Source organism: Paenibacillus thermotolerans (genome assembly GCF_028745515.1).
Lineage (GTDB): Bacteria > Bacillota > Bacilli > Paenibacillales > YIM-B00363 > Paenibacillus_AE > Paenibacillus_AE thermotolerans.
In genome coordinates this window covers 245,011-271,747 of sequence record NZ_JAQZSG010000003.1, presented here as the reverse complement: position 1 = coordinate 271,747, position 26,737 = coordinate 245,011, and the positions used below count along the sequence as shown (strand labels likewise).

General features: G+C 54.7%; 21 protein-coding genes. 19 read left to right on the top strand and 2 right to left on the bottom strand.

Annotated features, from left to right (window positions below):
* Nucleotides 1–19 precede the first annotated feature (19 nt).
* The 7 genes from PT964_RS04650 (at nucleotide 20) to PT964_RS04620 (ending at nucleotide 6,613) form a co-directional block, all read left to right on the top strand.
* Entirely contained in the window at nucleotides 20–637 is a 618-nt protein-coding gene (locus PT964_RS04650) for a 3-keto-disaccharide hydrolase (RefSeq protein ID WP_274362165.1), read from the top strand.
* 128 nt (nucleotides 638–765) lie between these two features.
* Complete coding sequence (locus PT964_RS04645; protein ID WP_274362164.1) at nucleotides 766–1,554, top strand: MgtC/SapB family protein; 789 nt, start codon at nucleotides 766–768, stop codon at nucleotides 1,552–1,554.
* A gap of 89 nt (nucleotides 1,555–1,643) precedes the next feature.
* The gene (locus tag PT964_RS04640) at nucleotides 1,644–2,375 is read left to right on the top strand and encodes a phosphonate ABC transporter ATP-binding protein (protein WP_274362163.1); all 732 of its coding nucleotides are present in this window, start codon (nucleotides 1,644–1,646) and stop codon (nucleotides 2,373–2,375) included.
* Nucleotides 2,376–2,396: 21 nt separating this feature from the next.
* Nucleotides 2,397–3,047 (top strand): SGNH/GDSL hydrolase family protein, encoded by a 651-nt coding sequence (locus tag PT964_RS04635; RefSeq protein WP_274362162.1) that lies wholly within the window; start codon nucleotides 2,397–2,399, stop codon nucleotides 3,045–3,047.
* Nucleotides 3,048–3,487: 440 nt separating this feature from the next.
* The gene (locus tag PT964_RS04630) at nucleotides 3,488–3,958 is read left to right on the top strand and encodes a DUF3892 domain-containing protein (protein WP_274362161.1); all 471 of its coding nucleotides are present in this window, start codon (nucleotides 3,488–3,490) and stop codon (nucleotides 3,956–3,958) included.
* A 109-nt stretch (nucleotides 3,959–4,067) separates the two neighbouring features.
* Complete coding sequence (locus tag PT964_RS04625) at nucleotides 4,068–5,048, top strand: hypothetical protein (RefSeq protein WP_274362160.1); 981 nt, start codon at nucleotides 4,068–4,070, stop codon at nucleotides 5,046–5,048.
* 416 nt (nucleotides 5,049–5,464) lie between these two features.
* Nucleotides 5,465–6,613 (top strand): glycosyltransferase family 61 protein, encoded by a 1,149-nt coding sequence (locus PT964_RS04620; protein WP_274362159.1) that lies wholly within the window; start codon nucleotides 5,465–5,467, stop codon nucleotides 6,611–6,613.
* Here PT964_RS04620 and PT964_RS04615 read toward each other — a convergent pair.
* Nucleotides 6,582–7,568, bottom strand: coding sequence for an NAD-dependent epimerase/dehydratase family protein (locus PT964_RS04615; protein ID WP_274362158.1), 987 nt, complete (start codon nucleotides 7,566–7,568; stop codon nucleotides 6,582–6,584). The genes PT964_RS04620 and PT964_RS04615 overlap by 32 nt on opposite strands.
* Before the next feature lie 199 nt (nucleotides 7,569–7,767).
* Here PT964_RS04615 and PT964_RS04610 point away from each other — a divergent pair, with 199 nt between their 5' ends.
* The gene (locus tag PT964_RS04610; protein WP_274362157.1) at nucleotides 7,768–9,126 is read left to right on the top strand and encodes a UDP-glucose dehydrogenase family protein; all 1,359 of its coding nucleotides are present in this window, start codon (nucleotides 7,768–7,770) and stop codon (nucleotides 9,124–9,126) included.
* A 2-nt stretch (nucleotides 9,127–9,128) separates the two neighbouring features.
* Here the strand turns inward: PT964_RS04610 and PT964_RS04605 are convergent, their stop codons facing one another.
* The gene (locus PT964_RS04605) at nucleotides 9,129–10,061 is read right to left on the bottom strand and encodes a 1-phosphofructokinase family hexose kinase (protein ID WP_274362156.1); all 933 of its coding nucleotides are present in this window, start codon (nucleotides 10,059–10,061) and stop codon (nucleotides 9,129–9,131) included.
* Nucleotides 10,062–10,180: 119 nt separating this feature from the next.
* Here PT964_RS04605 and PT964_RS04600 point away from each other — a divergent pair, with 119 nt between their 5' ends.
* From PT964_RS04600 to PT964_RS04550, 11 genes are all read left to right on the top strand, one after another.
* On the top strand, nucleotides 10,181–10,789 hold the full coding sequence (locus PT964_RS04600; protein WP_274362155.1) for a carbohydrate-binding family 9-like protein: 609 nt from the start codon (nucleotides 10,181–10,183) through the stop codon (nucleotides 10,787–10,789).
* Nucleotides 10,790–10,824: 35 nt separating this feature from the next.
* Nucleotides 10,825–11,868, top strand: coding sequence for an SGNH/GDSL hydrolase family protein (locus PT964_RS04595; RefSeq protein ID WP_274362154.1), 1,044 nt, complete (start codon nucleotides 10,825–10,827; stop codon nucleotides 11,866–11,868).
* A 13-nt stretch (nucleotides 11,869–11,881) separates the two neighbouring features.
* On the top strand, nucleotides 11,882–12,940 hold the full coding sequence (locus PT964_RS04590; protein WP_274362153.1) for an aldose epimerase family protein: 1,059 nt from the start codon (nucleotides 11,882–11,884) through the stop codon (nucleotides 12,938–12,940).
* Nucleotides 12,941–13,390: 450 nt separating this feature from the next.
* Nucleotides 13,391–16,039 carry a family 78 glycoside hydrolase catalytic domain gene (locus tag PT964_RS04585; RefSeq protein ID WP_274362152.1) on the top strand — a complete coding sequence of 883 codons (2,649 nt, stop codon included), beginning with the start codon at nucleotides 13,391–13,393 and terminating at the stop codon, nucleotides 16,037–16,039.
* 35 nt (nucleotides 16,040–16,074) lie between these two features.
* Nucleotides 16,075–17,091 carry a LacI family DNA-binding transcriptional regulator gene (locus PT964_RS04580; RefSeq protein WP_274362151.1) on the top strand — a complete coding sequence of 339 codons (1,017 nt, stop codon included), beginning with the start codon at nucleotides 16,075–16,077 and terminating at the stop codon, nucleotides 17,089–17,091.
* Nucleotides 17,092–17,102: 11 nt separating this feature from the next.
* Entirely contained in the window at nucleotides 17,103–19,223 is a 2,121-nt protein-coding gene (locus tag PT964_RS04575) for an alpha-L-rhamnosidase C-terminal domain-containing protein (protein WP_274362150.1), read from the top strand.
* A 129-nt stretch (nucleotides 19,224–19,352) separates the two neighbouring features.
* On the top strand, nucleotides 19,353–20,762 hold the full coding sequence (locus PT964_RS04570) for an ABC transporter substrate-binding protein (protein ID WP_274362149.1): 1,410 nt from the start codon (nucleotides 19,353–19,355) through the stop codon (nucleotides 20,760–20,762).
* Nucleotides 20,763–20,848: 86 nt separating this feature from the next.
* The gene (locus PT964_RS04565) at nucleotides 20,849–21,970 is read left to right on the top strand and encodes an ABC transporter ATP-binding protein (protein WP_274362148.1); all 1,122 of its coding nucleotides are present in this window, start codon (nucleotides 20,849–20,851) and stop codon (nucleotides 21,968–21,970) included.
* Nucleotides 21,964–24,891: an extracellular solute-binding protein gene (locus PT964_RS04560; protein ID WP_274362147.1), complete on the top strand. Its 2,928-nt coding sequence runs from the start codon at nucleotides 21,964–21,966 to the stop codon at nucleotides 24,889–24,891. The genes PT964_RS04565 and PT964_RS04560 overlap by 7 nt, the downstream gene beginning before the upstream one ends.
* The gene (locus PT964_RS04555; RefSeq protein ID WP_274362146.1) at nucleotides 24,888–25,850 is read left to right on the top strand and encodes a carbohydrate ABC transporter permease; all 963 of its coding nucleotides are present in this window, start codon (nucleotides 24,888–24,890) and stop codon (nucleotides 25,848–25,850) included. Before PT964_RS04560 ends, PT964_RS04555 begins: the two co-directional genes overlap by 4 nt.
* Entirely contained in the window at nucleotides 25,851–26,726 is an 876-nt protein-coding gene (locus tag PT964_RS04550; protein WP_274362145.1) for a carbohydrate ABC transporter permease, read from the top strand.
* Nucleotides 26,727–26,737 lie beyond the last annotated feature (11 nt).

Genomic DNA, 26,737 nt, shown 5'->3' with positions numbered 1-26,737 from the left:
ACCGTGGGAGGTTAGCGCCTTGCATAACCGGTTGTCGCAGGAGGAATTGGAGCAAGGGTATAAGCTGTTGTTTGACGGGCAGTCGCTGGAAGGCTGGGGAACAACGAACGGTTCCGACGGCTGGGGCGTGGAGGACGATTGCATCGTTTGCCTTGTAAAAGGCGACGGATACGTTTACACCCGCGAGAAATACGAAAATTTCGTTCTAAAGACGGACTATCGTATCGATCCGGGAGTGAACAGCGGCATCTTCTTCCGATGGTCCGACCTAACCGACCCTGTCAATACGGGCTTGGAGATGCAGGTTCTCGACACCGCGCATAAGGAGGAAGCGGGAATCCACGATTGCGGCGCTTTATACGATTTGGCCGTACCGTCCGCGAATGCCGCACTCCCGGCGGGTGAGTGGAATCATGTGGAGATCGTGTGCGAAGGGAGCCGCATTCGGCTTCATCTGAACGGGACGTGTACCGTGGATGTGGACATCGATCGATGGGCGGAGGTCGGGAAAAACCCGGACGGAACGCCGAACAAGTTCGCCTATGCCTGGAGCGGCATGCCGCGGCTTGGACATATCGGCTTTCAGGATCACGGCGGAAAAGTGTGGTACCGGAATATTAAGCTTTTACCGCTGTAAGAGCGACAAACCGCCGCGACCGTTCGGCGGTTTTCTTATTCGTTATGAACCAAACAACTTTTACCTTATTATGAAAAGTATATAATGTTGGATAACTGCGCTGGCGTAACAGCGTCACACCATACAGCTTGAAGACTGAGGAGGGGATTGCGCTGTTAACTGTAAATCCGGAGGTATGGCAAATCAGCTACTGGGAGCTGACCGTACGCATTTTGTTTGCGCTCGTGATCGGCGGCTTGATCGGGCTTGAACGGGAAATGGGAGATCATGCGGCCGGCTTTCGCACTCACATTCTCGTCTGCCTTGGCTCGGCGCTAATCATTTTACTATCGATCTACGGATTTTCGGAATTTGCAGCCGAGGCGAATGTTCGCATGGATCCTGCGAGGCTGGCGGCGCAAGTTGTCAGCGGGATCGGCTTTCTTGGTGCGGGGACGATATTGCGAACGGGCACTACCGTTTCCGGCTTGACGACGGCGGCGTCGCTGTGGGTTGTCGCCGCGCTCGGCCTGGCGGTCGGCGCCGGCTTTTATTACGGAGCGTTCATAGTGACGGTGCTCGTATTTATCAGTTTGTTTTTGTTGAATAAGCTGGAGCAGTCGTTTACGAAGAAGAAAAAGGAGATTGAAATTACGGTCGCGGTAACGGATTTAACGGCATGCATGAATCCGGTAACGGAAAAGCTGCGGTCCAAGGGCGCGGTAATCGAGCAGTTGGCTGTAGAGGCGGTGCCCTCCATAGACGGCGAGACGGAAGCTTCCTTGCAGCAAATCCGGTTTCACCTGCTGATCGGAAAGCCGAATAAGCTGCCGACGGTCATAACGGAGCTGTACGCCATCGCCGGCGTTCAGCGGGTAGAGTCGCAAATTTTGGAGACGAAAGTGCCGAAGACGGTCAAGCTTCCGTTCTTGAAGTAAAATCATGCATGAAAAACAAGGAAATTTCCCCGGAGCCATCGAATAACTAAAACAAACAAGACGTTTACAAAGACGAAGGAGCTTTACTCATGCTTACTGTAAAAGAGCTGGTTAAAAAATACGAGGACAATACGGTACTTCGACAGATCAGCTTTCAAGCCGATGCCGGCGAATTTGTCGCGATTGTCGGCGGAGGCGGCAGCGGGAAGAGCACGCTGATCCGATGTCTGGCTTTGAAAGAACGCCTGGACGGAGGAGAGCTGATATACAACGGCGTCCATGACTCGGGAAAGTCGTGGTTCACTCGTTGGAAATGGATGAAGGATTGGGCTTATATCGATCCGACTCCGCAGCTGAATCGCAATCAAACGGCTTTCCGCAACGTATTGAGCGGACGGTACCGGCAATTTTCGGCCTGGAGGCTGCTTCTTGGAGGCAAGCCTTCGGAGGACGAATACGAACGGGCGATGGATTACCTCCAGAAGGTAGGGCTGCTTGACCAAGCGTCTCAAAAGCTAGGCACGATGAGCGGCGGCGAGGCGCAGCGCGTAGCGATCGCCCGCGCGCTATGCAGGGGTGCGAAGGTGATCGTGGCGGACGACCCGGTGTCGAATCTCGATCCGCGGTCCGCCGAGCGAGTGCTTGAGGACTTGGGCAAGCTTGCCCGCGAAGAGGGCATTCTCGTGCTGTGCGCCTTGCAAAACATCGAGCTTGCGGAGCGGTATGCGTCACGGATCATCGGCTTGCGCGACGGGAAGGTCGAACTGGATGTCCGCGGGCGAAGACTTACGGGCGGCGAGAAAATCAAATTAGGCTTATAAACGTATGGGGAGGCAAATGGGATGAAACTGGCGAACAACGATAAGCTGTTATTTATCGGAGACTCGATCACCGACTGCGAACGCAAGCGGCCGATTGGGGAGGGCTTGTTCCAAGGGCTTGGCAAAGGCTACGTTTCCTTCGTCGATGCGGTATTGAATACGCTCCATCCGGAGTTGGCGATTCGGGTCGTCAATATGGGAACGAGCGGAAATACGGTCCGCGATCTGAAGGAGCGCTGGAACGCGGATGTCATCGAATTAAAGCCGGATTGGCTCGCGATCATGATCGGGATCAACGACGTATGGCGTCAGTACGATCAACCGTACATTACCGAATCCCATGTTTATATCGAGGAATATGAATCCACCCTCCGCACGTTGATCGAACAAACCCTGCCGCTTGTTAAAGGGATCGTTCTGATGACGCCGTTCTATATCGAGCCGAATAAGGACGACGCGATGCGGGCAACGATGGACCGCTACGGCGCCGTCGTCAAACGGATTGCAGACGAGAAAGCGATCCTTATCGTCGATACGCAGGACGTATTCGACGAGCTGACAAAGCACATGTACGCGGCAACCATCGCATGGGACCGCGTGCATCCGAACGCGACCGGCCATTTCGCCATCGCGCGCGCATTTTTGAACGCGATCGGAGTTGCGTGGAAGTAAGGTAACGTTGGATAATTTTACCCATCGCATGGGTATCCTAAGGGCGATAGCAGACGATTCGCGAAAGGAGTCCAAGCGATGCAGCAGTTTCAACAGTTCNACAACAGCAACAACAGCAACAACAGCAACAACAGCAACAACAGCAACAACAGCAACAACAGCAACAACAGCAACAACAGCAACAACAGCAACAACAGCAACAACAGCAACAACAGCAACAACAGCAACAACAGCAACAACAGCAACAACAGCAACAACAGCAACAACAGCAACAACAGCAACAACAGCAACAACAGCAACAACAGCAACAACAGCAACAACAGCTTCAACAAGGACCCGCCAAACGGTACGAAAACGCAACCGAGCCGACGCATAACGGAAACTTTGCTTGGAACGGGCAGCCGATCCCGCAGATTCAGCCTGTCCAGCAGCAAACGTTCATGCCGCAAGCCCGAAATTACGGCACACAGTCGTTTCAGGGAGGCGGAGGCATGCCTGTCCCCGGCTCGTCCGGCAATCCGTATGCGGAGTACGGCAGGCGCAATACCGGGATCAACAACGCCGATGCCCGTAACGTAGGGTTTCAAGGAGGCTATACCGGTTACGGACCTGAGGGCCAGCCGGTGCAATACGGAACGTTCATGAGGGACGGCACTCAATACGGCGCTGGGCCGCACACGATCGACCCGAACAAGGCGATCATCAGAGCGGTTCATTATGAGAACGGCGGAATCAGCGCCGTTCAGTTCCAAGACGGAACGGTGGTCGGCATCGCGCACGCCATCGCAATGGCGGAAGCGGGGCTCATCGAAGATGTGAATACGGGGAGAAACCGCGAGGGCCAAAAGACGCTCCGGTCGTACCCGGACGGCGATCCGAGCAACAACCTTTCGAATTTGCCGAGGTTTTAGCGATACATAAGACCGTGAGCGGTTTTTGCGCCCGCGGTCTTATTTTTTTGGTATAATTTGAGAGGCTGCACGGCGCCGCCAATCCGCTGAAAAGAAGGTTGTTGCCCTTATGTCAATTCCTATGTTATTCGGGCCTTACGGCTGGAGCCCGGACATACCGGACAATGTGAAGGAATACGGTGTCAATGCCTTATGGTTTCACGGCTTTAACGAAGAAGCGTTCGACCGCTGCAGCCGGCTGGAGCTTGCGGCTTGCGTTGAATTCAAGACGTTCAGGGCAAGCTTCGAGGAGCACCCGGAGCTAATCCCGACCGGACCCGACGGGCGGCGAATCCGATACGGCAGATTAGTTCAAGGTATTTGCATGTCGCAGCGCGACTATTTGCAGCACATCGAAGAGGCGTTGATCGAAGGAGTTCGAAGGTACCGTCCAAGAGGGATATGGCTCGATTATTTAACATATGCCGGCTGGTTCGAAACCTCTGAGCCCGATTTGCAGGAAAGCTGCTTTTGCGGCGAATGTATCCGCGACTTCTGCGAAGCCTCCGGTATTGACGCCGGGACCCCGGATGAAATACTGCAGCGATATGAGAAGGAATGGCATGAGCACAAATGCCGAAAAATAGCCTTTTACGCCGGCCGGTATGCGGAAATCATCCGTACGGCGATTCCCGATTGTGTCGTCGGCGCTTATATGTGCCCTTGGACACCGCAAGAGTTCGGCGGCGCGCTAACGGGCATATTTGCGCAAGATTATGAGCTGCTTGCTCCGTCGATCGATGTTTTCACCCCGTTAATTTATTGCAATAAAAGCGGCAGGAATCCGCATTGGGGCAAGGAGTGGCTGGAGTCAAGCGGGGAATTCATTAGCGGCAGGAAAGCGCAATTGATTCTGGATGCGCTGGATTTTCCCGACAGCCTGCATCAAACCGCCGATTCAAAAGTGCCCTCGTACGGCATTCAGTTGTACGGCGGGGCGCGGATCTTCCATGACTCCCACAGTGCAATGCGGTTTAAGCAGGCAGTTGAGCGAATAACGGAATCCATTGACGAAATTCCGATAGACGTAAATCAAGCGGTCTCCGAATAGGAGGCCGTTGTTCTTTGGGGTTAGGCCGCTCCACGCTACGTCCTGCGGTGCCAACGGACGCCACAGACGCTAAATCGCCATTTTGCCCGCCGCCATCTCGCTAACGGCCACCACAGACGCTAAACCCCGATTTTAGGCGCTTTTCCCGGCTTTTTCGAGTAAATAACTGCTGTGGTGTCCATTAAAGCTGCAAACTCCATTCAAAACGCCGAATAACTTCATCCGTGTCCGTAAGATCGATCCGCGCTAACCATCCCTTTTGCAACGGACGCCGTAAGGCGTGGTTCTTAAAAGGGCATCAGCCCGTTTACGTTGTGCCATGGCAAATGACCAGTTGAAAAGGCGTTTATCCGCATAGCATATCCTAGGCGAATGTGACCGGGAATTGTAATCGGAACCGGGGAAGGAGTGAATCGATGGGAGGCAAAGAAAGAAGCGGGGGAAAGCCCACAGGCAGGATCACGGCCGCGGAGTGGGCCGAGTCGGTGCGGCAAGACAAGCGCAACTATATGAGACGATTCAACTACGGTGAAATCGAAAGCTTCTCCGAAGCTAAGGCATTGGAAGAAACGGAAACGGCCGTTCGGCAGCTGCAAAGCCGCGACGTTCCTTCGCCGCCGGCATTCGTCGTCGTGATGCGGGACGGAAGGGTATGGGGGAAGGACGGGGTCGTCATAACACCGGAAAAACGGGTATTGTTTGACGTATCGTTGGAATTTCGAAGTAATTATTTAATGCGCGGGCGGCATTCGATATTTAAAAAATGGAAGGAGTACGATCTTCAAGAGACGGATGATACGGTAGGGGTCGCGGCCAACGCGGGGAGCGACAATTATTTTCACTGGCTGCTCGACACGCTTCCCAGAATCGAGCTGCTTCGCAAGTGCGACAGAACGATCGATAAATATTTGTTTCGAGGCGAAGGGTGGAAGCCATTCCATAATGAACTGCTTGATCTGCTCGGAATTCCGGCGGAAAAGAGGATGTTTACGAACGATACTTTTTATTTGAAGGCGCGGCGCTTGGTCGTCCCTTCCCTTGCCGGCCGTTTTACGTGGGAGAACGGATATCCGCAGCCGATCGCTTATGCCAAAAGGGCGGTTGATTTTCTTAGAAATGAATTGCTTGGCCGACTGGACATTTCCGAAAGTGAGAAAGGCCGACGTCTCTTTATCAGCCGAGCGAACGCCAGTCGACGAAAACTCGTTAATGAAGACGAGATTTATCGGATTGTCCGCCCGTTAGGCTTCCGGCTCGTAAGCAGCGAAAGCATGCCCGTTGCGGAGCAGATCAAGCTGTTCGCTTCCGCTGAAGCGGTCGTCGCACCGCATGGCGCCGGCCTGGCGAACATCGTATTCTGCAGACCGGGCACCAAGGTGATCGAGCTGTTCTGCCGCAACTATACCCCGGGCTATTTCTGGATGCTCAGCAACCATGCGTCCCTCGATTATTATTATTTAACCGGCGAAGAGGCTCGTTTGCCGAAGCATCGTTGGGAAGGGGCCGTAGATTATCGGATTGACCCTCGGAGGTTCAAGGACGTGTTGAAGAAAGCGGGGCTCTGACGGATGCTCTTTTGGAACGGTAAACTTCAATCGTGAGCCGCAAACCTTCCTCAAGTCCTACGACGGGCGACCATCCGAGCAGCTTTCTTGCTTTCGCGATGGAAGGACACCGCTTCTTGGGGTCGTCCGGCGGAAGCGGGAGATGGACGATCCGGCTTGGACTGCCGGTCAGCTCCTTTACCTTGCGCGCAACCTGCAGCACCGAATATTCGCTCTCATTGCCGATATTAATAATTTCCCCGTTGGCCTCGTCCCGTTCCATCATGAGCCGCAAACCGCGAAGCGTGTCGTCGATGTAACAGAAAGAGCGGGTTTGCGTTCCGTCGCCGTAGACAGTAATATCGCTTTCCGTTAACGCTTGCGTTATGAAGTTGGAAATAACCCTTCCGTCGTCGTTGCGGAGGGCGGCGGAGTACGTGTTGAAAATTCGGGCAACCTTGACCGGAACACCGAACTGCTTGTAATATTCATAGCAAAATACTTCTCCCATCCTTTTCGACTCGTCATAACAAGCTCTCGGACTCCATGTCTTGACATTCCCGCAATAATCCTCGGCTTGCGGATGAACCTCGGGATCTCCGTAAGCCTCGCTCGTGCTCGAAAACAGTATTTTAGCCCCCGTTTTCCGTGCGAGCTCCAGCATGTTTTTCGTTCCCTTCGTATTGGCCGCTACGGTTGCGAAAGGATCCGCTTGGTACAGCTTGGGCGATGCGGGGGAGGCCAGATGGTATATTTGTTGGACGCCGGTCAATATCGGGTTGTGAAGCACCCGGTCCTTTGTAATGTCGCAGTATATGAAACGAAACGAATTGCTCGCGAGAAGGTCCCGGAGATTGTCGATTTTTCCGCTCGACAAATTGTCCGCGCCGACCACCTCGCAGCCCGACGAGACCAGTTCTTTCGCGAGCTGGGAACCTAAAAATCCGGCTACTCCCGTAACAAATACTTTGGTCAACGGAACCGTCTCCTCATTTGTATTTTAACATCAGGGTATGATTCCGCGGTTTCTCCTGTATAAACGATTGTCCCATCGCCTGTAAAAAAGCAGAATTGTTTAGGTAAAAGCTTAATTCGGTTCTTAGTACAAACTTTACAATTTCCGTGCGTATATCGTTATATAATTGAATAGCAGCTAGTTTAAGGGGGGCGACACAATGAATATCGTTTGTATCGGTTCCGGATACGTTGGAACTGTTACGGCTTGCGCATTTGCCTCCTTGGGACATCATACGACCGTTATCGATATCGACAAGCGGAAGGTTGACATGATCAATCAAGGGAAAAGCCCGGTCTACGAGCCGTTTCTTAATATGTTATTAGCAAAGTCCATACCGGAATATTTACAGGCCTCCGTCGCCTTCGATGCCGTTAAGCGGGCCGATCTCGTCTTTATTTGCGTCGGTACGCCGGCGGGAGAAGACGGATCGGCCGATTTGTCGTTCATCCGCTCCGCCGCGGAGAGCTTGGCCGCAAATCTCGATCCCGGTAGGTTTACGGTCATCGCTACAAAGTCGACGGTTCCCGTCGGCACCGGGGAGCTTGTGTCCTCCATCGTGGGGCGCGTGTCCGGGCTGAAGGAAGGAACGCATTTTGCGATTGCCGGCAACCCCGAGTTTTTGCGGGAAGGGCGGGCGGTAGAGGATGTGTTTTTCCCGGACCGCATCGTAGTGGGGACGAAGGATACAAGGGCCGGCGAGCTGCTTCGCACAGCGTATCGACCGTTTGTAAGCCGTAGCTACCCTTCGTTTATCATGGAGCTGTTCGAGGGGAAGAGTCGGGAGACGGTTTATTTTGAGACGGACCCCAAGAGCGCCGAATTGATCAAATATGTATCCAATGCGTATCTTGCCGTTAAGGTGAGCTATATCAACGAAGTCGCAAGGCTGTGCGACGCGCTCGGAGCGAATGTCGCGGACGTGAGCAGAGGGATGGGGCTGGACGCTAGAATCGGCGAACAATTTTTGCAAGTATCGCCAGGGTGGGGCGGAAGCTGCTTTCCGAAGGATACGCAAGAGCTGCTCGCATCCAGCGTCCGCTGCGGGAGGCCGATGGAAATCGTGAAAGCCGCCATCGATTCGAACGAACGGATGCGGCAGTACTGCGTAGAGAAGCTGAAGTCGAAGCTGGGCGCGCTGAACGGGAAGATGATCGGCATCCTTGGGTTAACCTTTAAGCCGGGCACCGACGACGTTCGGATGTCCCAGTCCTTTTCAATCATAAGTCAGTTGCAGGAGGCGGGGGCTCAAGTATCCGTCCACGATCCGCTTGGCATGGAGCCGTTTCGCAAGAGCTACGGGCAGCTTCCGGTCGTATATTGCCATGACGCGGAAGCGGCGGCGGCCGGGGCGGACGCGCTGGTGCTCGTTACGCATTGGGATATGTACCGCAGTCTGAACTGGAGCGCGCTGCGGGAGTCGATGAACCGCGCTTATGTGCTCGACACCCGCAATTTTTTGGACGGCGAGAAGCTTCGGGCGCTCGGATTCGAATACGAAGGAGTCGGCATACCGTAATATTATACCGGCTCGACCGCTGCGAGCGGCAGCAGCTTCGCCAACATATCCAAGCTGACTTGTCCGGCTTGCTCGGACAAGGCGTTGGCCGCCGCTGCAGCGCTCGCTTGCCGGAATACGTCCGCGAATGGCGCCGTCCGCTCGAAGCCGACCGCTGCGGCGGCCGTAAAAGCGTCTCCGCAGCCGACCGTGTTGACGGCGTTCACCTTCGGCGTTCGAACGCGATAGCACGAACCGCGGTAGCCGATGATCGATCCGGCGGCGCCGAGCGTGACTGCTGCGCATTCGATGCCGAGGTCCATCAGCATATGAACGCCGCGTATGACGGCATCTTCGGTGAGCTGCGCGTCCTTCACCAAGATTTTGATTTCGTCTTCATTCGGTTTTATGAAATACGGCTTGGCCTCGATCGCCTTGAGCAACGGGACGTTGCTCGTATCTACAAACGCAGCCCGGCCTTGTTTTTTTACGATGGCGACGAGCTCGGCGTAAAAATCGTCCGGGACGCCTTTGGGGATGCTTCCGGACATGACGACGATTTCGGATTGTCCCGCTGCCGCTTCGATCTTCTCCCGCATCAGCTGCAGCTCGCCGCTTGAAATAACCGGCCCCGCCTCGAGAATTTCGGTGGATGTGCCTTCGGCGCCGGAGATAATATTCAAGCAAAGCCTCGATTCTCCGCCCTCGGTTCGAACGAAGTCGCTGCGAATGCCGAGCTTTTCGACTTCCTCCGCGATGAACTCTCCGTTCTTGCCTCCGACGAAGCCTGTGGCGGTCACTTGAGCGCCTAACGCAAGCGCAACCTTCGCCACATTAATCCCTTTGCCGCCGGGCACCGAATGCATCGTTCGCGTCCGGTTCACTTTGCCGAGCTGAAAATCGTCGATATAGTACGTTTTGTCGATTGCGGCGTTCAACGTTACGGTTGTTATCATTCCGTTCCCTCGTTCCTCAATTCATATAATGACAATTATACACTTCTGAGGGAAAATAGAGATTCAAGGAATGAAAATAATGGGTTGCGAATGGAATAGTCGGGGAACGGAGGCGAAGTATGGAGTTAAAAAGCTATTCGTGCACTCTGGTGGAGCCGTTGGAAGGCGGAGTGCCGTGGGGGCGGATCGAACCGATGGCGCTATCGGGAGTCGTAGCGGGAGAGAGCCCCAGGCTGCGCACGGGGGTCAAAGCGTGCTGGACTAGAGATGCGCTGCATATTCGATTCGAATGCGAGGACGATCATATCGTCGCCGGCATGACGAATCGCGACGACCCGCTGTACGACGAGGACGTCGTCGAAATTTTCATCGACGAGCGGGGGACCGGGGAGCGGTATATGGAGCTGGAAATCAGCCCTAGGAACACGATATTCGACGCAATGATTTCGAACGATTTGAAGGGCAGCATCCAGGTCGATACGGGCTGGGACGCGGAAGGGCTTGAAACGTCCGTTACCGTGGATAACGATATATATGTGTATGACGTTGTCATTCCGTTCGTCAATTTTCATGCGAAGCCGGACGTCGGAACGAGCTGGCGTTGGAACGTATACCGCATCGATGCGGATCCGCAGGGTCGGCGGCATTTCTGGGCGTGGGCGCCTACAGGCGCAATCGATTATCATTTGACTTCGTTTTTCGGGCGCCTATTTTTTGTTTCCGCTTAATAGAGCGGTAGAAAAATAAGAAGGGAAGTGAGTGTATGACCGATTCGGCGGATGTCGTGTGGTATTCCCCTAAGGAGAAGCCGTTTCGAATATCCGGGTTTGCATGGTTCGAGCAAGAGAAGGCGTACCGAAGACTTCCGCGCGAGCCGAAGGAAGCGCTTCCGGCAGCCGTGGATTTTTTGGCGAATTGCACTGCAGGCGGGCAAATCCGGTTTCAAACGAATTCCAGCCGGCTCTCCGTGAAGGTTCGGCTCAGCGGCGCCGCGGACATGAATCACATGCCCGCCACCGGGCAATGCGGCTTTGATTGCTACATAGGAGCAATTGGGGAAAAAATGTATTGCAATACGACCAAGTACGACCATACCCAGAAAAGCTACGAGTTTATCATGTTTCAAAACATGGACCGGGGATTGCAGCCCGTTACGCTGTACTTCCCGCTGTATATGGGAGTCGAAGAGGTGCTTGTCGGACTTGACGCGGGCGCGGAGGTCGCGCCGCCGCCGCCCTATGCTTCCGACAAGCGGGTTGTGATTTACGGCACCTCGATTACGCAAGGAGGCTGCGCCTCCCGGCCGGGCATGGCGTATTCAAATATACTTAGCCGCAAGCTTCCCGTTGAGTTCATTAATTTGGGCTTTTCCGGCAGCGGCAAAGGGGAGGCGGAAGTCGCCCGCACGATTGCGGACATCCCGAATCCGTCGCTGCTGGTGCTGGATTACGAAGCGAACTGCGTCAGTCCGGAATTGTTCCAAAGCACGCTGCCGGAATTTGTCCGAATTTACCGGGAGAAGCATCCGGATGTGCCGATTATTGTGCTTTCTCAAATTCGCTTCGGCGGGGAGGCGTTTGACAGCGGCGTGCGCGAGCTTCGTTTGAAGCGAAAGCAAATTCAACTCGAGACTGTCGGAGCATACCGCGAGCGGGGAGACGCGAACGTGTTCTTCGTCGACGGCGAGCCGATGCTGGGCGACAGCTACAATGAATGCACCGTTGACGGCGTGCACCCGACCGACTTGGGGTTCTTCCGGATGGCGGAATATTTGGAGCCGGTGCTTCAAAGCCATTTAAAACGATAAGGAGAGTGTACTCATGGGTATTACAGTGAGAAATTTCGGAACGACACCGGACGGACGGCAAATACATATTTACAGACTTACGAATCGTGCCGGAACTTCGGCGGAAATTGCAACGGTCGGAGGAGCGATCGTCACCCTTCATGTGCCCGATCGGAACGGTAGGCTTGACGATGTGACGCTGGGCTTCGACAACGGCGCCGATTACGTCCGCAACGGACCGTACCTTGGCGCATTGGTCGGACGCCATGCCAACCGGATTGAGGATGCGGTCTTCGAACTGAACGGCGTAGAATACAATCTCGCCAAAAACGACGGCAACAACCATCTGCACGGCGGGCTGACCGGCTTCAACAAAGCGGTGTGGGAGGCGGAAATCGTCGAGGCGGAGCAGGGGGAAGCGCTTCAACTGAAATATCGCAGCGTCGATATGGAGGAAGGGTATCCCGGAAACCTTGACGTGAAGGTGACGTATGCGCTGACAGACGAGCATGCGCTGATCATCGATTACGAGGCGGTTTCGGATCGGGATACGGTAATCAATTTGACGAACCATGCTTATTTCAATTTAGCCGGGCACGCTTCGGGGACGATCGAAAACCACGAGCTGGCGATTGACGCGGATCGGTTTACGCCTGTGAACGATGAATGCATTCCGACCGGAGAAATAAGAGACGTGGCGGGTACGCCGATGGATTTCAGAACGCCGAAGCGGATCGGTCCGGGTCTATCCAGCGACGATGAGCAAATTAAAAACGGCGGTGGCTATGACCATAACTGGGTACTGAAAGTAAACGGCGCGAGGCCGGAAAAGTTTGCGGAGCTATATGAGCCGGGTTCCGGTCGCGTAATGGAAGTTTTTACGACGAAGCCCGGAGTACAGTTTTATTCCGGAAACTTTCTGGACGGCTCCGAGACCGGCAAGGACGGGGCCGTTTACGGAAAGCGCAGCGGTCTGTGCCTCGAGACGCAATTTTTTCCGAATGCTATGAAGCACAAGCATTTCCCTTCGCCGATCTTGCGTGCGGGAGAGCTTTACAAGCATACGACGATTTATAAATTCGGAGTGAAGTGATTTAGGAAGCCGGGTCCGCGTACGGGCCCGGCTTTCCGCTTGTTCCATCGCGCACAAGGCGAAAGCTTTGTCAGCAACATTGACTCATTTGACAGCCTGCAGCGACTCATTTGTCAATATCGCTGACAATCGGCTCCGTTTGTCAATGTCGGTGACAATTTCTGGTCCGGTTTTTGTATACAAAACGTTTTTGGTCATTAACAATCGGTGACGACGTTATGCGGCGATCCAAGCTGTGATATTTTTTACATTTTTATTTCTCCAGCGTATTGACAACGCTTTCACTTTGGTAGTATCTTCTAATCGTAAACAAAAACGTTTTTGTAGAACGTTTTGTTTGCAGTGCAACCCTCTTACTACACCCCAGACCCCGCAGCTTGATCCGTATTTTAATTCAAATTTTCCTTTTTTTGATATCAAAAACGTTTTTGTAAATTTGGAGGAACATTCATGGATGCTAATCGCACGGCGCGAATTCTTTCCTTGCGGGTCAACGACCACACCGCCCCTATGGGGGTCGACGGAGAACGCATCCGATTTTCCTGGCTGCCGGACGGCGTGCCGAACGGAGTCTCGATTCGCTGCTCGCGCATCGTCGTCGCATCTTCGGAAGATCGACTGCATTCCGGGGAAGCCGACGTTTGGGACGGGGGCGAACGCCCGGGAAGCTTCGTGCATCTGGATTACTCGGGTCCGCGATTGCGAAGCCGCACCCGGTATTGGTGGAAGGTTTATGTCTCGCTTTCTTCCGGAGAGGTGCTTGAATCAGAAGCGGCGCGTTTTGATACCGGCTTGGACTCCGACGACTGGACGGCCGAGTGGATTTGGAGCTCCGAAAGTGTCGGCATCAACGACCACGCTTATATACGCAAAGAGTTTGTCTTGGAGAAGCCCGTTGCAAGGGCGAAGCTGTATTACTCGGCACACAATACGGCCCAGGTGTTCATTGACGGCATCCGAATCAACGGCTACGGCTCTCCGGCGCCGACGAATCCGTACAAGCGAAAGTATTATCTGGCATATGACGTAACCGCCCTTTTACATCACTCATCTTTCTGTATTTCGGCAGTGGCTCAATATCTCGGTGGCAGCGGCCAAAACTATGTGAACGGACTGCCGGGCTTTCGGCTCCAGCTGGAAATCGAATATGCGGACGGCACCGAAACCAGCTTAGGGACGGACGCTTCTTGGGAAACGCTGATCGACATCCCGCACCGGAACGCAACGCCTTATCAGCAAAACCGGCGCATTTCAGCCATGGAGGACTATGATGCGAATCTGGCAGACCGGGCTTGGCAGCAGGTAGGCTTCGACAAGACGAAGTGCAGACCGGCTTTGCCGGCCCGCGTGAAGCGCAACGACTGGCCGATGATTTGGCAAGCCGTACCTGAAGGAGCCGCCGCCGAGCTGCTCGTCCCGGCCGACATTACTCCCTCGAAGGCACGAAGCGGCTTGAATGAAACGGAGCCGTATCGCCAAGTGTTCGACGGCGGCAAAATCGTATCCGGCTGGGTGCGGATCGCGCTGAAAGGAATCCCCGGCGCTGCGGTGCGGATTCGTTATTCCGAGGACCTCGACGAGCAAGGCTTCGTGAAACATCACGTCTGCAACGAACCGCAGTCGATGCATTACGATCAATACACGATGCGCGGAGACGAGGAAGAGATTTGGCAAGCCGACTTGTCTTATAAAGCGTTTCGATATGCGGAAATATCCGGGTATCCGGAGGCGATCGTTCCCGGCGTGAACGTTTGGTTCGTATCCGCCCATACGGATATGGAGTCGCCGGGTTCGTTCGGCAGCTCGAGCGGCCTTCTTAACGATCTGTATGCGGCGGCCATACAAACCCAGATAAACAATACGCTGGGTCAAACGGTCGACTGCCCGCATCGGGAGCAGGCGCAATATTTGGCCGATACGGATCTTCAAGCGGAGACGCTGTTATATAACTTCGAAGCCCGAAACGTCCTGGCAAAAACGCTGGAGGATTTTGCGGACGGACAGCTCGACGACGGTACGTTCCCGTTCGTATATCCTTCCAATTACGAAGACCCCGCATTTCACCTGCAAATCCCGGAATGGGATTTACATTACTGCACGCTGCTTTGGAAGACGTATTTTATGTATGAAGACGAGGGTCTGCTTGAAAGATGTTACCCGGCGGCAAGGCGGATGGTCGACTACTATCTCGGCATCGTCGATGAAGAAGTCGGGCTCGTCCCGCTGGATAAAGGGTGGCATATCAGCGACTGGCCTTACCCGACGGTCGACCACGAGTGCCGGTTTTTAACGGTTCAAAACATCAAGCTGTACGAGGCCGTCCGAATCGTTGCGGATATCGCCGGCATCCTGGGAGCTGCGAATGAACGAGACAAGTACCGGGAACGTGCGGCGCGACTGAAAGAAAGCATCGTCGCACACCTGTACGACCCGACCCAGAAGCGGTTCCGCGACGGCTACGACTCTCGGCACACGCATCAAGGCGTGAACGCGATCGCTTTGTATTACGATCTGGCGCCTGAGGAAGACCGCAATCAGCTTATCGATTTTGTAGCGAACGCTCCGTGGGAAAGCAAAACGGTGCTCTCGCTCCCGCTCCTCCGCGTTCTGTTCGAGAACGGGAAGGAGGAAGCCGCGTACCGGTTAATCCATAAAGTGACCTATCCGGGCTGGGGCTACATGATATCGCAAGGCGCCAAGACGATGTGGGAGGGCTGGGACGACATCGAGTCCCACTGCCATGCATGGAACGGCTATCCGGCCAGGCTGCTGCAGGAATATGTGACAGGCATACGGCCGCTGGCACCGGGATTTTCCAAAGTGCTGATCAAGCCGTTTGTGCCGGACGATCTGGACTATGCGGCATCGGAAGTGCCGACCGTACGCGGGCCGATCCGCGTACGCTGGGAGAAGAGCGCGGGAGAGATTCGGCTCACGGTCCGTATTCCGCCTGCGAGCGAAGCGGCGATCGTCTTAGGCGGCGAGGCGGATGCGGCAAGCTTTGCGAATGGAATCAAGGGAATCCGGCAAACCGGTTCCGGCACCCGCATCGACGTTCAGCCCGGACATTACGAGATTTCATATAGAAAGAAACAATAAAGCCGACATTTCCAAGTTGGGGAAGGGATAGAAACATGGCTGTAACGATCAGAGACGTGGCGAAGGAAGCCGGCGTCGCGGTATGCACCGTTTCTTTTGCGATGAACGGCTCCGCCCACGTGGCTGAAGAGACGAAGAAACGAATTTTCGAAGCGGTCGAAAAATTGAATTACAGACCGAACCAATCCGCAAGAGGTTTAGTCACCAAAAAGACGAACAACATCGGTCTCGTCGTGTCGGAAACGGCCGGCGGGCTGGAAAACAGCATTTTGCTGGATGTCATTAAAGGGCTCGGACAGGCGGCCAGCGAGAAAAACTACGATTTGCTGCTGTCGTTTTTAAAGCCTCACGCGAGCAGGCTGGACGACCATTTAATGGAGGTTTATCAAAAGCAATCCGCCGACGGTCTCATTCTGATGGGAACGAAAATGGGCGAGCGGCCGTACGAGGAGCTTGTGAAAAAGCGGTTCCCGTTCGTGCTGCTGGGAAGGCCTTATAAGGAGAGCGTCTGCCACAGCGTGAACGCCGACAACGAGCAAGGCGCGTATCAGGCGGTTGAATATTTGGCGAGCAAGGGGCATAAGAGAATCGGGTTCATCACGCCGTGCTCCATCGATGTCGACGCGTCGCTCGACCGGTTGAACGGATATAAGAAGGCGGTTGCGGACCTAGGATTGGAAGCGGACGAGAAGCTGATCGCTTTCGGAAGCTTTGAGCCGGATAGCGGGTATAAGGAAACCGAGATGCTACTGAGCTTGAAGCAGCGTCCGACCGCTATTTTGGCCGGGCGGGACGTGATCGCTTCACGGGTGATCGAAAGGGCGGTGCAGCTCGGTTACCAGGTTCCGGACGATTTGGCCGTCGCAGGCTTCGATAATTCTGCGGTTACGCAAGTGTCGAGACCGTCCATCACCGCCGTCGAGCTTCCGATGCTTCAAATGGGCTACGAGGCCGGAAAGCTGCTGATCGAGCTCGTTGAAGGAGAAGTCGGGTATGACGATGTCCGGCGCGTCGTGCTTCCTTGCAATATTTTGGAGAGAGAATCTACCTAAGGAGACTATGGATGAGAACTCATACGCAAACGTTAGAAACCGGCAAGCTGCCGGCGTGGATCTGGCATCCGAAGCGAGAGCAGCGAAAGAGCATCCGATTGAGCAAACGATTCGTTGTTGAACGGGACGCGGAGCGTCCCGAGCTCAGCGTCGCATGCACCGGATCCGTCCGGTTTGAATTGGACGGCGTCGCCATCGGCGGCATTGAGGATCATCCGAGGCACGCCACATTGTTTACGAAAATACCGGGGATGCCGGAGTCGTTATCCGAAGGAAGCCATACGATCGCCGCGGTCATCGAGTGCAGCGAGCCAATGCCGGTCGGACCGATCAATATTCATCTGTTCGACCGGACCGTCGGCTTTATTGCGTATCTTCAAGCGGACGGAGTTTGGCTGCCGACCGATGAGACGTGGGATGCGGAAGAGGAGAAGGCCGCAGTCGTTTGCCGGCTTGGCGATGAGCCGTACGGCGATTTGGACAACGGCCCTGAATGGTTTGTGCGAGGCGGCTACGGCGATATTGCAGTTTCCCCGATTGCGAATGCGGCCGTCCTTTCCGCCTCCGGCACGGAGGTGCAAGCGAGCGGCGGCATGCTCGTTCTGGAAGGGACTGCGGTTAAGCCGCTGCAATTTACGCCGGAACGCAATGAAAAGCATGTGTTTTATCACCTGCTAAAGCAGAACGAATGGAAAGCGTATCGGACTTGGCAGAAGCAGAACGATTTGCGGGCGGTGCCGCAGACGGTCGTCGATTTGCGGCGGGAAGACAACGTACGGTTCAAAGTGCGAAACAAGGGGCATACGGACGTATCGCTGCTCTGGAGCGGCGCGGAGTCGCTGTATGAGCTTGAGCATTACGACTCCTGCATAACCGAGCTGATTGCCGTACCCGCGGGGAAAACAGCCGTTACGCTCCCGCAAGGGTATCGATATTTGCAGCTGTTTGTCGGAGGCGAAAGCGATGCGCCGTTCCGCCTGGAGCTTGAGTTCGAAGCGGCGGGCGTGCCGCTCGCGCAAATCGGAACGGTGGAAACCGACCTGCCGCTGCTTGACCGAATCTACGACGTGGCTGTGCATACGAACAAGGTTTGTCATCAAATCGGGCTGTGGGACGGCATTAAACGGGATCGTCTCAATTGGGCGTACGACTTTTATATGGCTGCGAAGGCGGACTTTGTCCTATGGAACGACTTTACCGTGCTGAAGCGCGCCATGTCCGAATTGGGGAAAACTCCATACGGCTATTGGATGAATTCCATCCCATCTTATACGCTCTGGTGGATTATCGGCCTGTGGGAGTACTACCTGCATACCGGGGATAAACCGTTTATTGTTGCGACCAAAAACGATTTTGTAACGCACTTGCGGTGGGTGAGAGAAAACAGCGACCGGCAAACCGGCTGGCTGACGAACCCGCACCAAGCGTTCATCGAATGGGTGCCCATGAAGCAGGAAGAATCCTGGGCGGCGCTCAACGCGATTTTGAAACTCATGAACGAAAGCGTGAGGCTGCTCGATCGATACGTTCCCGAGCTCGAGCTGGGCGAGCTGGCGGATTGGCCGGATCCGGAGATCGAAGAATCCGTCTTCCTGCAAGAAGGCAATGCGTTCATCACTCCTTTAATCGGCATTGTAAGCGGTTTATTGCCGGAGCGCAGCGCCGAACGATTTTTGTCGGGCTGCGAGCTCCGCGATCCGATCACGCCGCTCTCCGCTTTTTGGCTGGCCGAATGTTACTCCAAGTACGGCTTTCATGACAAAGCATGGAACGTCATTTCCACCGTATGGGGAAGCATGCTCGAGCAAGGGGCGACTACGTTCTGGGAGAGCTCGGTGCTGATGCACGGGAGCGACTTTCATCAAGCGCAGACGACTTACACCGCGTACGATTCGTACCGAATGAGCCTGTGCCACAGCTGGGCCAGCACGCCGGTGCAATGGATCAGCAGATATGTTTTAGGGGTAAAGCCGCTCGAGCCGGGATACGAAAGCTTCAGCTTCGAGCCGGTGCCCCTGCCGGGAATGAGCCGTTGCAGCGGAATCGTCAATACACCAAGAGGCCCTTTACATATTCAGTGGAAAGCGGAGGAGGGGGAGTTGAATAAAAAAGTATTTTTTGCTCCGTTATGAATCCGGTTCTCATTATGTAGGGGGTGATGCCGGCGCGGTCAAGCAGGCGAAGCTTGAACTCATTGATATGGTTTTCTGAAGCAAGATCGGCTTTATTCGGTTCCTAAATTTCCTTTGAGGGGGAGAAGTATGTTTCGGAATGCTGCAGTTCAAAAATGTTTGCTCATCGCATGTGTGTTTATGCTTGTATTGCTCGCCGCATGCGGCGGCGGGGGCTCGGGCTCCGGGAACGGAAATGCAAATACGGATACGCCTTCGAACACGACTTCAGAGACGAGCAATGGGGATCAGCCTGCCGACAACGCCGGCAGCTCGGGGGAAAAAATCAAGCTGAAGGTGGCGGCATGGGTCGATCCGAACTCGCCGTTTAAGCAAATCGGCGACGCATTTACGAAAACACATCCGAATATCGAGGTGGAAATCGTCAATATCGGCCATGCGGGTATGATGGACGCCTTGACGCAAGCGATTGCGGCCGACGATCCGATCGATTTGTTTTGGCACAACACGTTTATGACCGCCGTTTCACAAGGGTTTGCGGAGGATTTGACGCCTTACATCGAGAAAGACCAAGAATTCCAAAAATATGAATTCAGCTCGGGCCGGCTGGAACAGTTCCAGTGGAAAGGCAAGCAGTACGCGCTGTCTCGCGGCAACGACTCGTTCCTTATTTTCTATAATAAGGATCTGCTTCACAAATACGGCTTGAACCCGCCGAGCAACGATTGGACGTTCGACGACATGGTCGAAATGGCTAAGAAAGCGACCAACCCCGCGGAGAAAAACTGGGGCTTTGACGCAAGCTCCTTCTTCCTTCAGTTTTTTGCCACCGCCGTACCCGTCGCCAACGGCCATACGCCGAACACAGTCATGATGAACGAGGATTATACCGAGTTTTTAGGCAACGATCCGGCCGTGCTCGACGATTTGCAGTCGGTGCTCGATTGGATTTCGAAAGACGGAACGATGCTGAACGGGAAAAAGAAGGTAGAGCAAGGTTTGGCGGAAGATTACGATCTGTGGAGCAACGGCAACGCCTTGTTTACGATTCACGTTTCCCCGCTCATCGGCGGCTGGAAGGAAGCGCTGAAGTTTAACTGGGATATCGCGCCGTTCCCGAAAGGGACCGCAAAGCAAGTCGGCATGGTGTTCGACAACCCGATGTTTATGAGCAAAGCCGGCAAGCACAAAGATGCGGCATGGGAGTTTTTGAAGTTCTGGACGGCAACGGCGGAAGGTCAAAAGATTTTGATCGACATCGGGGGCACGTTCCCGAATACGCCGAACGAGGAAATCGTAAACCATTTCAAAAATGCGCCGGTATACCAAGGATTGAATGTCGACGCGCTCGCTCATGCATCCCGAATCGGGCAAATTCACGGCATCATTCCGATGGTCGGCGGAAACCTCGTGGAGGAGTTCGTGAACGGCTGGGTGGATAAAGGCTTTAATGAGGAAGTGACCGCGCACGATTACTTCCCGGCCGGAACGGATGATTTGAACGCAAAATTGAAAGAGCTGCGCGACCAGCTGCAGTAAGATCAAGCTTGGATCGGTTCGGCCTCGGAGGTGTCCGGGGCCCGGCCGATTGAAACGCAACAACCGTTTGGAGAGGGGCAAATATCATGGGAAGCGTATCGTTCCAGCATGTAAAGAAAAAATATGCCGGCGAACGCCGTTATTCCGTAGACGATTTTCATCTCGAGGTGGAAGACGGCGAGTTTCTCGTGCTGGTCGGACCTTCGGGCTGCGGGAAATCGACGCTGCTGCGGATGCTGGCCGGTCTCGAGGAAATCAGCGAAGGCGAAATATATATCGGCGACCAAATGGTCAATTACGTTTCATCCAAAGACCGGAACATCGCCATGGTCTTCCAAAACTACGCTCTGTATCCTCACATGACGGTATATGAAAACATTGCGTTCGGTTTGCGGCTGCGCAAGATGGCCAAACACGAAATTCACGAGCATGTGATCCGCGCCGCCAAGGTGCTGGAAATCGAGCCGCTCCTTACCAAGCTGCCGAGGCAAATGTCGGGCGGACAGCGGCAGAGAGTCGCCTTGGGACGGGCGATCGTGCGCGAGCCGGAAGTGTTTCTGATGGACGAACCGCTATCCAATCTGGATGCGAAGCTGCGGGTGCAAATGCGCGAGGAAATTACGAAGCTGCATCGCAAGCTGAAAACAACGATGATCTACGTAACGCACGACCAAATCGAAGCGATGACGATGGGGACGAGAATCGTCGTCATGCGCGGGGGCGTCATTCAGCAGGTGGGGACGCCGAAGGAAATATACACTTCTCCGAAAAATATGTTTGTAGCCGGTTTTATCGGCACGCCGCCGATGAATTTCATTCAAGGAAAAATTATGCAGCATGAGAACGGCGTGTTTTTCGAGACGCGCAAAGCCTCCTTGCTGATCCCGACGAAGAAAGCGAAGGTGCTGCTGGATAGGCACTATTATGATAAATCGGTCGTTCTCGGAGTGCGCGCGGAACAAATCGCCTGCAAAGCTTCGGACGACGGCGATTGGAAATATTCGCAAAGCCGGTTTGCCGCTATCGTAGAGCTGCAGGAATTTATGGGCTCGGATACGTTTCTGCACGTGAGCAACGGCGAGCATTCGGTTACGGTGCGAATGGATCCGTTCGGCTTCGATGTTCGCGAAGGGGAAGCGGTTACGATCGGGCTGGACATGAACAACGTGCATTTCTTCGACCCGCAAACGGAGGAAGTCATATGCTAAGCGGGCAAAAAGTCAAGTGGCTTATGTTTACGTTAGGCTTTGCCGTCCTCGTCTGGTCCGTCTGGTCCGCTTTGCAGCCAAGCGCCGAGGGGAAGGCGGCTCAGCCGGTATTGAACCGGATTGCGGGGAGTGAAGACAGCGCCTATGCAAAGCTGCTTTCCGAATTCGTTCCGTCCGCTTCCTCCGAGGACGTGAAGGAAATCGTCATTCCGGCTTCCTCTTATCGCGAGGTGTCCGATCCGAAGCAATTTGAGACGGAAGGCGATGCGGTCGCTTGGAACTCGGAGGAAGGCTGGATCGAATGGAACGTGACGATTCCCGAAGACGGCCTTTACCGGATCGGTCTCGTTTACGACGGGGCGGGGAACTATGGGGCGGATATCGTGCGCGGCTTGCAAATTGACGGGGCGTACCCGTTTCCCGAAGCGGAACGGCTCCCGTTGAAGCTTAGTTTCACCCATCGGCCTTATCCGCCGCAGCGGGATGAATTCGGCAACGACAGCAGGCCGCAATCGGTCGCAGCTTCCGGGTGGAAAAGCGAATGGCTTGCGGACTACAGTATCGACGTATCTCCGCTGAAATGGCCGATGAAGAAAGGGAGCCACACGATACGCCTGGTGGGAGAAAGTCAGCCGATGAATCTTCAGTCGCTGAGGATCGCGGGAAATAAGCGGCTTGAGCCATATGCAGGCGGCGGCAACGGCGCTTCACGGAACGGCTCATGGATTTCGTTGATCGAGGCCGAAAGCATAACCCGGAAATCGAATACGTCGATTCAGCTTCAATCGTCGGATTATCCGAAAATATCGCCGGACACGGAAGGCTTCATCCGATTCAATTCATTGGGAGGCGAGCAATTTAAGCGGAGCGGAGAATGGGTGGAGTGGGAGTTTGAGGTTCCGGCCGACGGCGTCTACAAAATCGGCTTTAAATACTTTCAGTCGTATTTAAACAATTTCTACGCTTATCGGACCGTTTCCATCGATGGAGCTCCATTGTTTCCGGAGATGGAGCAGGTGGCTTTCCCGTATGATACCTCTTGGCACAACTTGACGTTGTCCGACGCCGAAGGCAAGCCGATGGGGATTCCGCTCAAAGCGGGCAAGCATACGCTTCGCATGACGGCAACGGCCGCTCCGATCAAGCCCGTTTACGACGGAATCGTCCGGAATATCGAGCGCATCTCGAATATGGACGCCGCCATTCGGAGAATTACCGGCAACTTCGACAAATCGCTGACGGGCAACGGCAACATCGATTTGAACCGCGACTGGGAATTGAAAAAATATATGCCGGATTATGAAGAACGCATGAACGTCATGATAGACGATCTTCTGGCGCTTGCGGAGCTGTTGCAGTCCGTCTCTACCGGAGGCCGCTCCGATCCGGAGAACGCGCTTCGGCTGGCCGCATCCGACTTAAGGGACATGCGCGACAATCCGCGGGAGGTACCGAACGAGCTCGGCAAGTTTTCGACGATGCAGAGCAGCTTGAGCACTTGGCTGTTTCGGATGCTGGATCAGCCGCTCCTCCTCGATTATATCTACGTAGCGGATATGACCGTGAGCGTCCCGAAGGCGGAAGCGAACGTTTGGGAAAGCCTTTCGCATTCCGTCACGTCGTTCTTTCGAACGTTCTGGATCGATTACGACTTCCGGCGGAAGGACCCCGAAGCGATCGACGTATGGGTAAACCGCGGAAGGGACTACGTAAACCTGATTCAGCAGCTGGCCGATGAAACGTTTACGCCGGAAACGGGCATTACGGTGAACGTCAACATCGTTCCCGATCCGCAAATGTTCATCCTTGGCAACGCAGCAGGCATTCAGCCGGACGTGGCGCTCGGCATCGACGCCGCGATGCCGGCGGACTTCGCTATGCGGGGAGCTTTGCTCGATTTGTCGACCTTTGACGATTACGAGAAAAGCGCATCGCAATTTCATCCCGGCGCGCTGCGAATGTTCCATTACGACGGCGGACAGTATGCGCTGCCCGAGGTGCAGGGCTTCAACGTATTGGCGTACCGGACGGATATTATGGAGGAGCTCGGCCTAACGCCGCCGGATACGTGGGAAGACATGTACAGGATGCTTTCTACCCTGCAGCAGAACGGTTACGATTTTTATTTGCCGCCGAAGGACTTTAATACGTTCCTGTTCCAGAACGGGGCGGAGCTGTACTCGGAGGACGGGATGAAATCCGGGCTCGATACGGAGGAAGCGTACAAAGGCTTCCTTCAGCTGACGGAAATGTTCACGCTGTATCAGCTGCCGCGCGACGTGCCGAGCTTCTTCAACCATTTCCGCCTCGGCGACATGCCGATCGGCGTCGTCGATTTCAACAACTATTTGCAGACGCAATTCGCCGCGCCGGAAATTGCGGGCAAATGGACGATCGCGCCGCTGCCGGGCGTCCGTAACGGCAGCGGGGTCGTCGAGCGATGGTCGGGCGGCCCGATGCAGGCGGGAGTCATTTTTAAGAAAACGAAGAAGCCGGAGCAAGCTTGGAAGTTTTTGCAATGGTGGACGTCCGCCGCCACGCAAGAGAGGTTCGGCAACGATATCGAAGCGGTGTTCGGTCCGGAATACCGATGGAATACGGCGAATATGGAAGCGTTCAAGAGGCTTCCGTGGCCGGAAGAGCACTTGAAGGTCATTCAAGAGCAGCGCAGATGGTATAAAGAAGCGCCGCAGGTGCCGGGAGGCTATTTCACCGCCAGACAGCTCGATTTCGCTTGGAACAAGGCGGTCGTGCAAAAGCTGAACGTGAGAGAAGCGCTGGAGCAAGCGGTCATCGATACGAACCGGGAAATGCAGCGGAAACAAATTGAGTTCGGGCTGAGAGAGAAGCACGGCGCGGTTAAGCGGACGCTTCATGTTCCGCGCGTGACGGAGCCTTGGGACGGGGAGGAAGGGCCATGAGTACGGCAACCGACATACGTGCAGACATGCGTGCGCAGGCTAAACCGAAACGGCCGGGCTTGGCCGCCCGAATATGGGAGAACCGGTTATCTTATTTGTTTATCGCGCCGTTCCTGATTACGTTCCTGCTGTTCATCCTGATCCCCGTGCTTGTCGCCATCGGGCTGTCTTTCTTCAGCTTTAACGCGATTTCGCCTCCGAAGTTTCTCGGCTGGGACAATTTTTTGGCGATTATGACGCAGGATCGGATCTTTCTGCAGAACGCCATACCGAACACGTTCAAGTTTGCGATTATCGTAGGGCCGGGCGGGTACATGCTTTCCTTCGCGCTCGCCTGGCTCATTCACCAGCTGCCGCGCTCGATCCGCGACTACTTCACGCTCGCGATTTATGCGCCGTCGCTTGCTTCCGGCGTCGCCTTCGCGGTCGTGTGGCCGGTCATCTTCAGCGGCGACAGAGTCGGCTATTTGAACAACCTGCTGCTGAAATGGGGACTGTTGAACCAGCCTGTCCTTTGGCTGCAGGATCCGAAGTATTTCATGACCATCATGATCGGCATTTCGCTGTGGGCCAGCATGGGCGTCGGGTTTCTCGCCATGCTTGCCGGGCTGCAGACGGTGAACCGGGAAATGTACGAAGCGGGAGCGATCGACGGGATTTCGAACCGGCTGCAGGAAATTTTTTATATTACGATACCGGCGATCAAGCCGCAGCTGCTGTTCGGCGCCGTCATGTCGGTCGTCGGGACGCTGAAGGCGGGGGCGATCGGCGCGATATTGGCCGGATCGCCGATCACGCCGCAATATTCCGGACATCTCATCATCAATCATATCGACGATTTTGCCATTATCCGCTACGAACTGGGATATGCCGCGGCGCTGTCCTTCCTTCTGCTGCTACTGGTGTACGGGGCGACGAAGCTGTCTTTCCTGCTGTTCGGCGAGAAGGAGGAGATGTAAGTGAAGCGGTTCAAACTGCTATGGGCAGCATGGAAGCGGATCGACGCTTTCCAAAAAATATCGCTCATCTTTCTCGTCCTCCTCGGGCTGTTTATGGCGCTGCCGATCATCTTTATCGTCAATCATGCGTTCAAGCCGATCAACGAGCTGTTTTTGTATCCTCCGAGGTTTATCGTGCAGGATCCGACGCTGGAAAACTTCCGCGAGCTGTTTTTAAAGACGCAAACGCTCGTGATCCCGTTTACGCGCTATTTGTTTAACAGCTTGCTGACCACGTCGGTGACGATGGTTTGCGTCATCGTCGTGAGCTCGTTGGCGGCTTACGCCTTTTCGAAGCATCGGTTTCCGGGAAGCAAGCTGTTTTTTTCGATGACGATTTTCGCGCTCATGTTCGCGCCGGAAGCCGTCGCGATTCCGCGCTATCTCGTCATCGCCAACATCGGCATTATGAATACGTATTTGGCGCATATCGTGCCGCTGATCGCCGCACCGACGAGCGTGTTTCTTATGAAGCAGTTCGTGGACCAAATTCCGAACGAGCTGTTGGAAGCCGCAAAGATCGACGGCGCCAAAGAATTCACGATGTTTTTCCGCATCGTCATGCCGGTCTGCATGCCGGCCGTCGCGACGGTCGCGATCTTGACCTTCCAGGCATCGTGGTCGCAGGCGGAAACGTCCAACCTGTACGTGCAGATGGAGTCGCTGAAGACGTTGCCGTACTACGTCATGACGCTTACGAACGGTCTGGCCAACAACGTCGTCGGGCAGGGCGTCGCCGCTGCGGTAGGTCTCGTGATGTTCGTGCCGAACCTCATCATTTTCTTGATATCGCAGAGGAAGGTGCTTGCAACGATGGCACACTCCGGTATCAAATGAGGGGGCTGAAG

What these genes read in the sequence shown, in the direction of transcription:
- PT964_RS04605 (WP_274362156.1), bottom strand. Translation starts at nt 10,061, where the DNA reads ATGATAACAACCGTAACGTTGAACGCCGCAATCGACAAAACGTACTAT.
- PT964_RS04575 (WP_274362150.1), top strand. Translation starts at nt 17,103, where the DNA reads ATGAGAACTCATACGCAAACGTTAGAAACCGGCAAGCTGCCGGCGTGG.
- PT964_RS04565 (WP_274362148.1), top strand. Translation starts at nt 20,849, where the DNA reads ATGGGAAGCGTATCGTTCCAGCATGTAAAGAAAAAATATGCCGGCGAA.
- PT964_RS04570 (WP_274362149.1), top strand. Translation starts at nt 19,353, where the DNA reads ATGTTTCGGAATGCTGCAGTTCAAAAATGTTTGCTCATCGCATGTGTG.
- PT964_RS04610 (WP_274362157.1), top strand. Translation starts at nt 7,768, where the DNA reads ATGAATATCGTTTGTATCGGTTCCGGATACGTTGGAACTGTTACGGCT.
- PT964_RS04620 (WP_274362159.1), top strand. Translation starts at nt 5,465, where the DNA reads ATGGGAGGCAAAGAAAGAAGCGGGGGAAAGCCCACAGGCAGGATCACG.
- PT964_RS04635 (WP_274362162.1), top strand. Translation starts at nt 2,397, where the DNA reads ATGAAACTGGCGAACAACGATAAGCTGTTATTTATCGGAGACTCGATC.
- PT964_RS04555 (WP_274362146.1), top strand. Translation starts at nt 24,888, where the DNA reads ATGAGTACGGCAACCGACATACGTGCAGACATGCGTGCGCAGGCTAAA.
- PT964_RS04590 (WP_274362153.1), top strand. Translation starts at nt 11,882, where the DNA reads ATGGGTATTACAGTGAGAAATTTCGGAACGACACCGGACGGACGGCAA.
- PT964_RS04600 (WP_274362155.1), top strand. Translation starts at nt 10,181, where the DNA reads ATGGAGTTAAAAAGCTATTCGTGCACTCTGGTGGAGCCGTTGGAAGGC.
- PT964_RS04625 (WP_274362160.1), top strand. Translation starts at nt 4,068, where the DNA reads ATGTCAATTCCTATGTTATTCGGGCCTTACGGCTGGAGCCCGGACATA.
- PT964_RS04585 (WP_274362152.1), top strand. Translation starts at nt 13,391, where the DNA reads ATGGATGCTAATCGCACGGCGCGAATTCTTTCCTTGCGGGTCAACGAC.
- PT964_RS04630 (WP_274362161.1), top strand. Translation starts at nt 3,488, where the DNA reads ATGCCGCAAGCCCGAAATTACGGCACACAGTCGTTTCAGGGAGGCGGA.
- PT964_RS04580 (WP_274362151.1), top strand. Translation starts at nt 16,075, where the DNA reads ATGGCTGTAACGATCAGAGACGTGGCGAAGGAAGCCGGCGTCGCGGTA.
- PT964_RS04640 (WP_274362163.1), top strand. Translation starts at nt 1,644, where the DNA reads ATGCTTACTGTAAAAGAGCTGGTTAAAAAATACGAGGACAATACGGTA.
- PT964_RS04560 (WP_274362147.1), top strand. Translation starts at nt 21,964, where the DNA reads ATGCTAAGCGGGCAAAAAGTCAAGTGGCTTATGTTTACGTTAGGCTTT.
- PT964_RS04595 (WP_274362154.1), top strand. Translation starts at nt 10,825, where the DNA reads ATGACCGATTCGGCGGATGTCGTGTGGTATTCCCCTAAGGAGAAGCCG.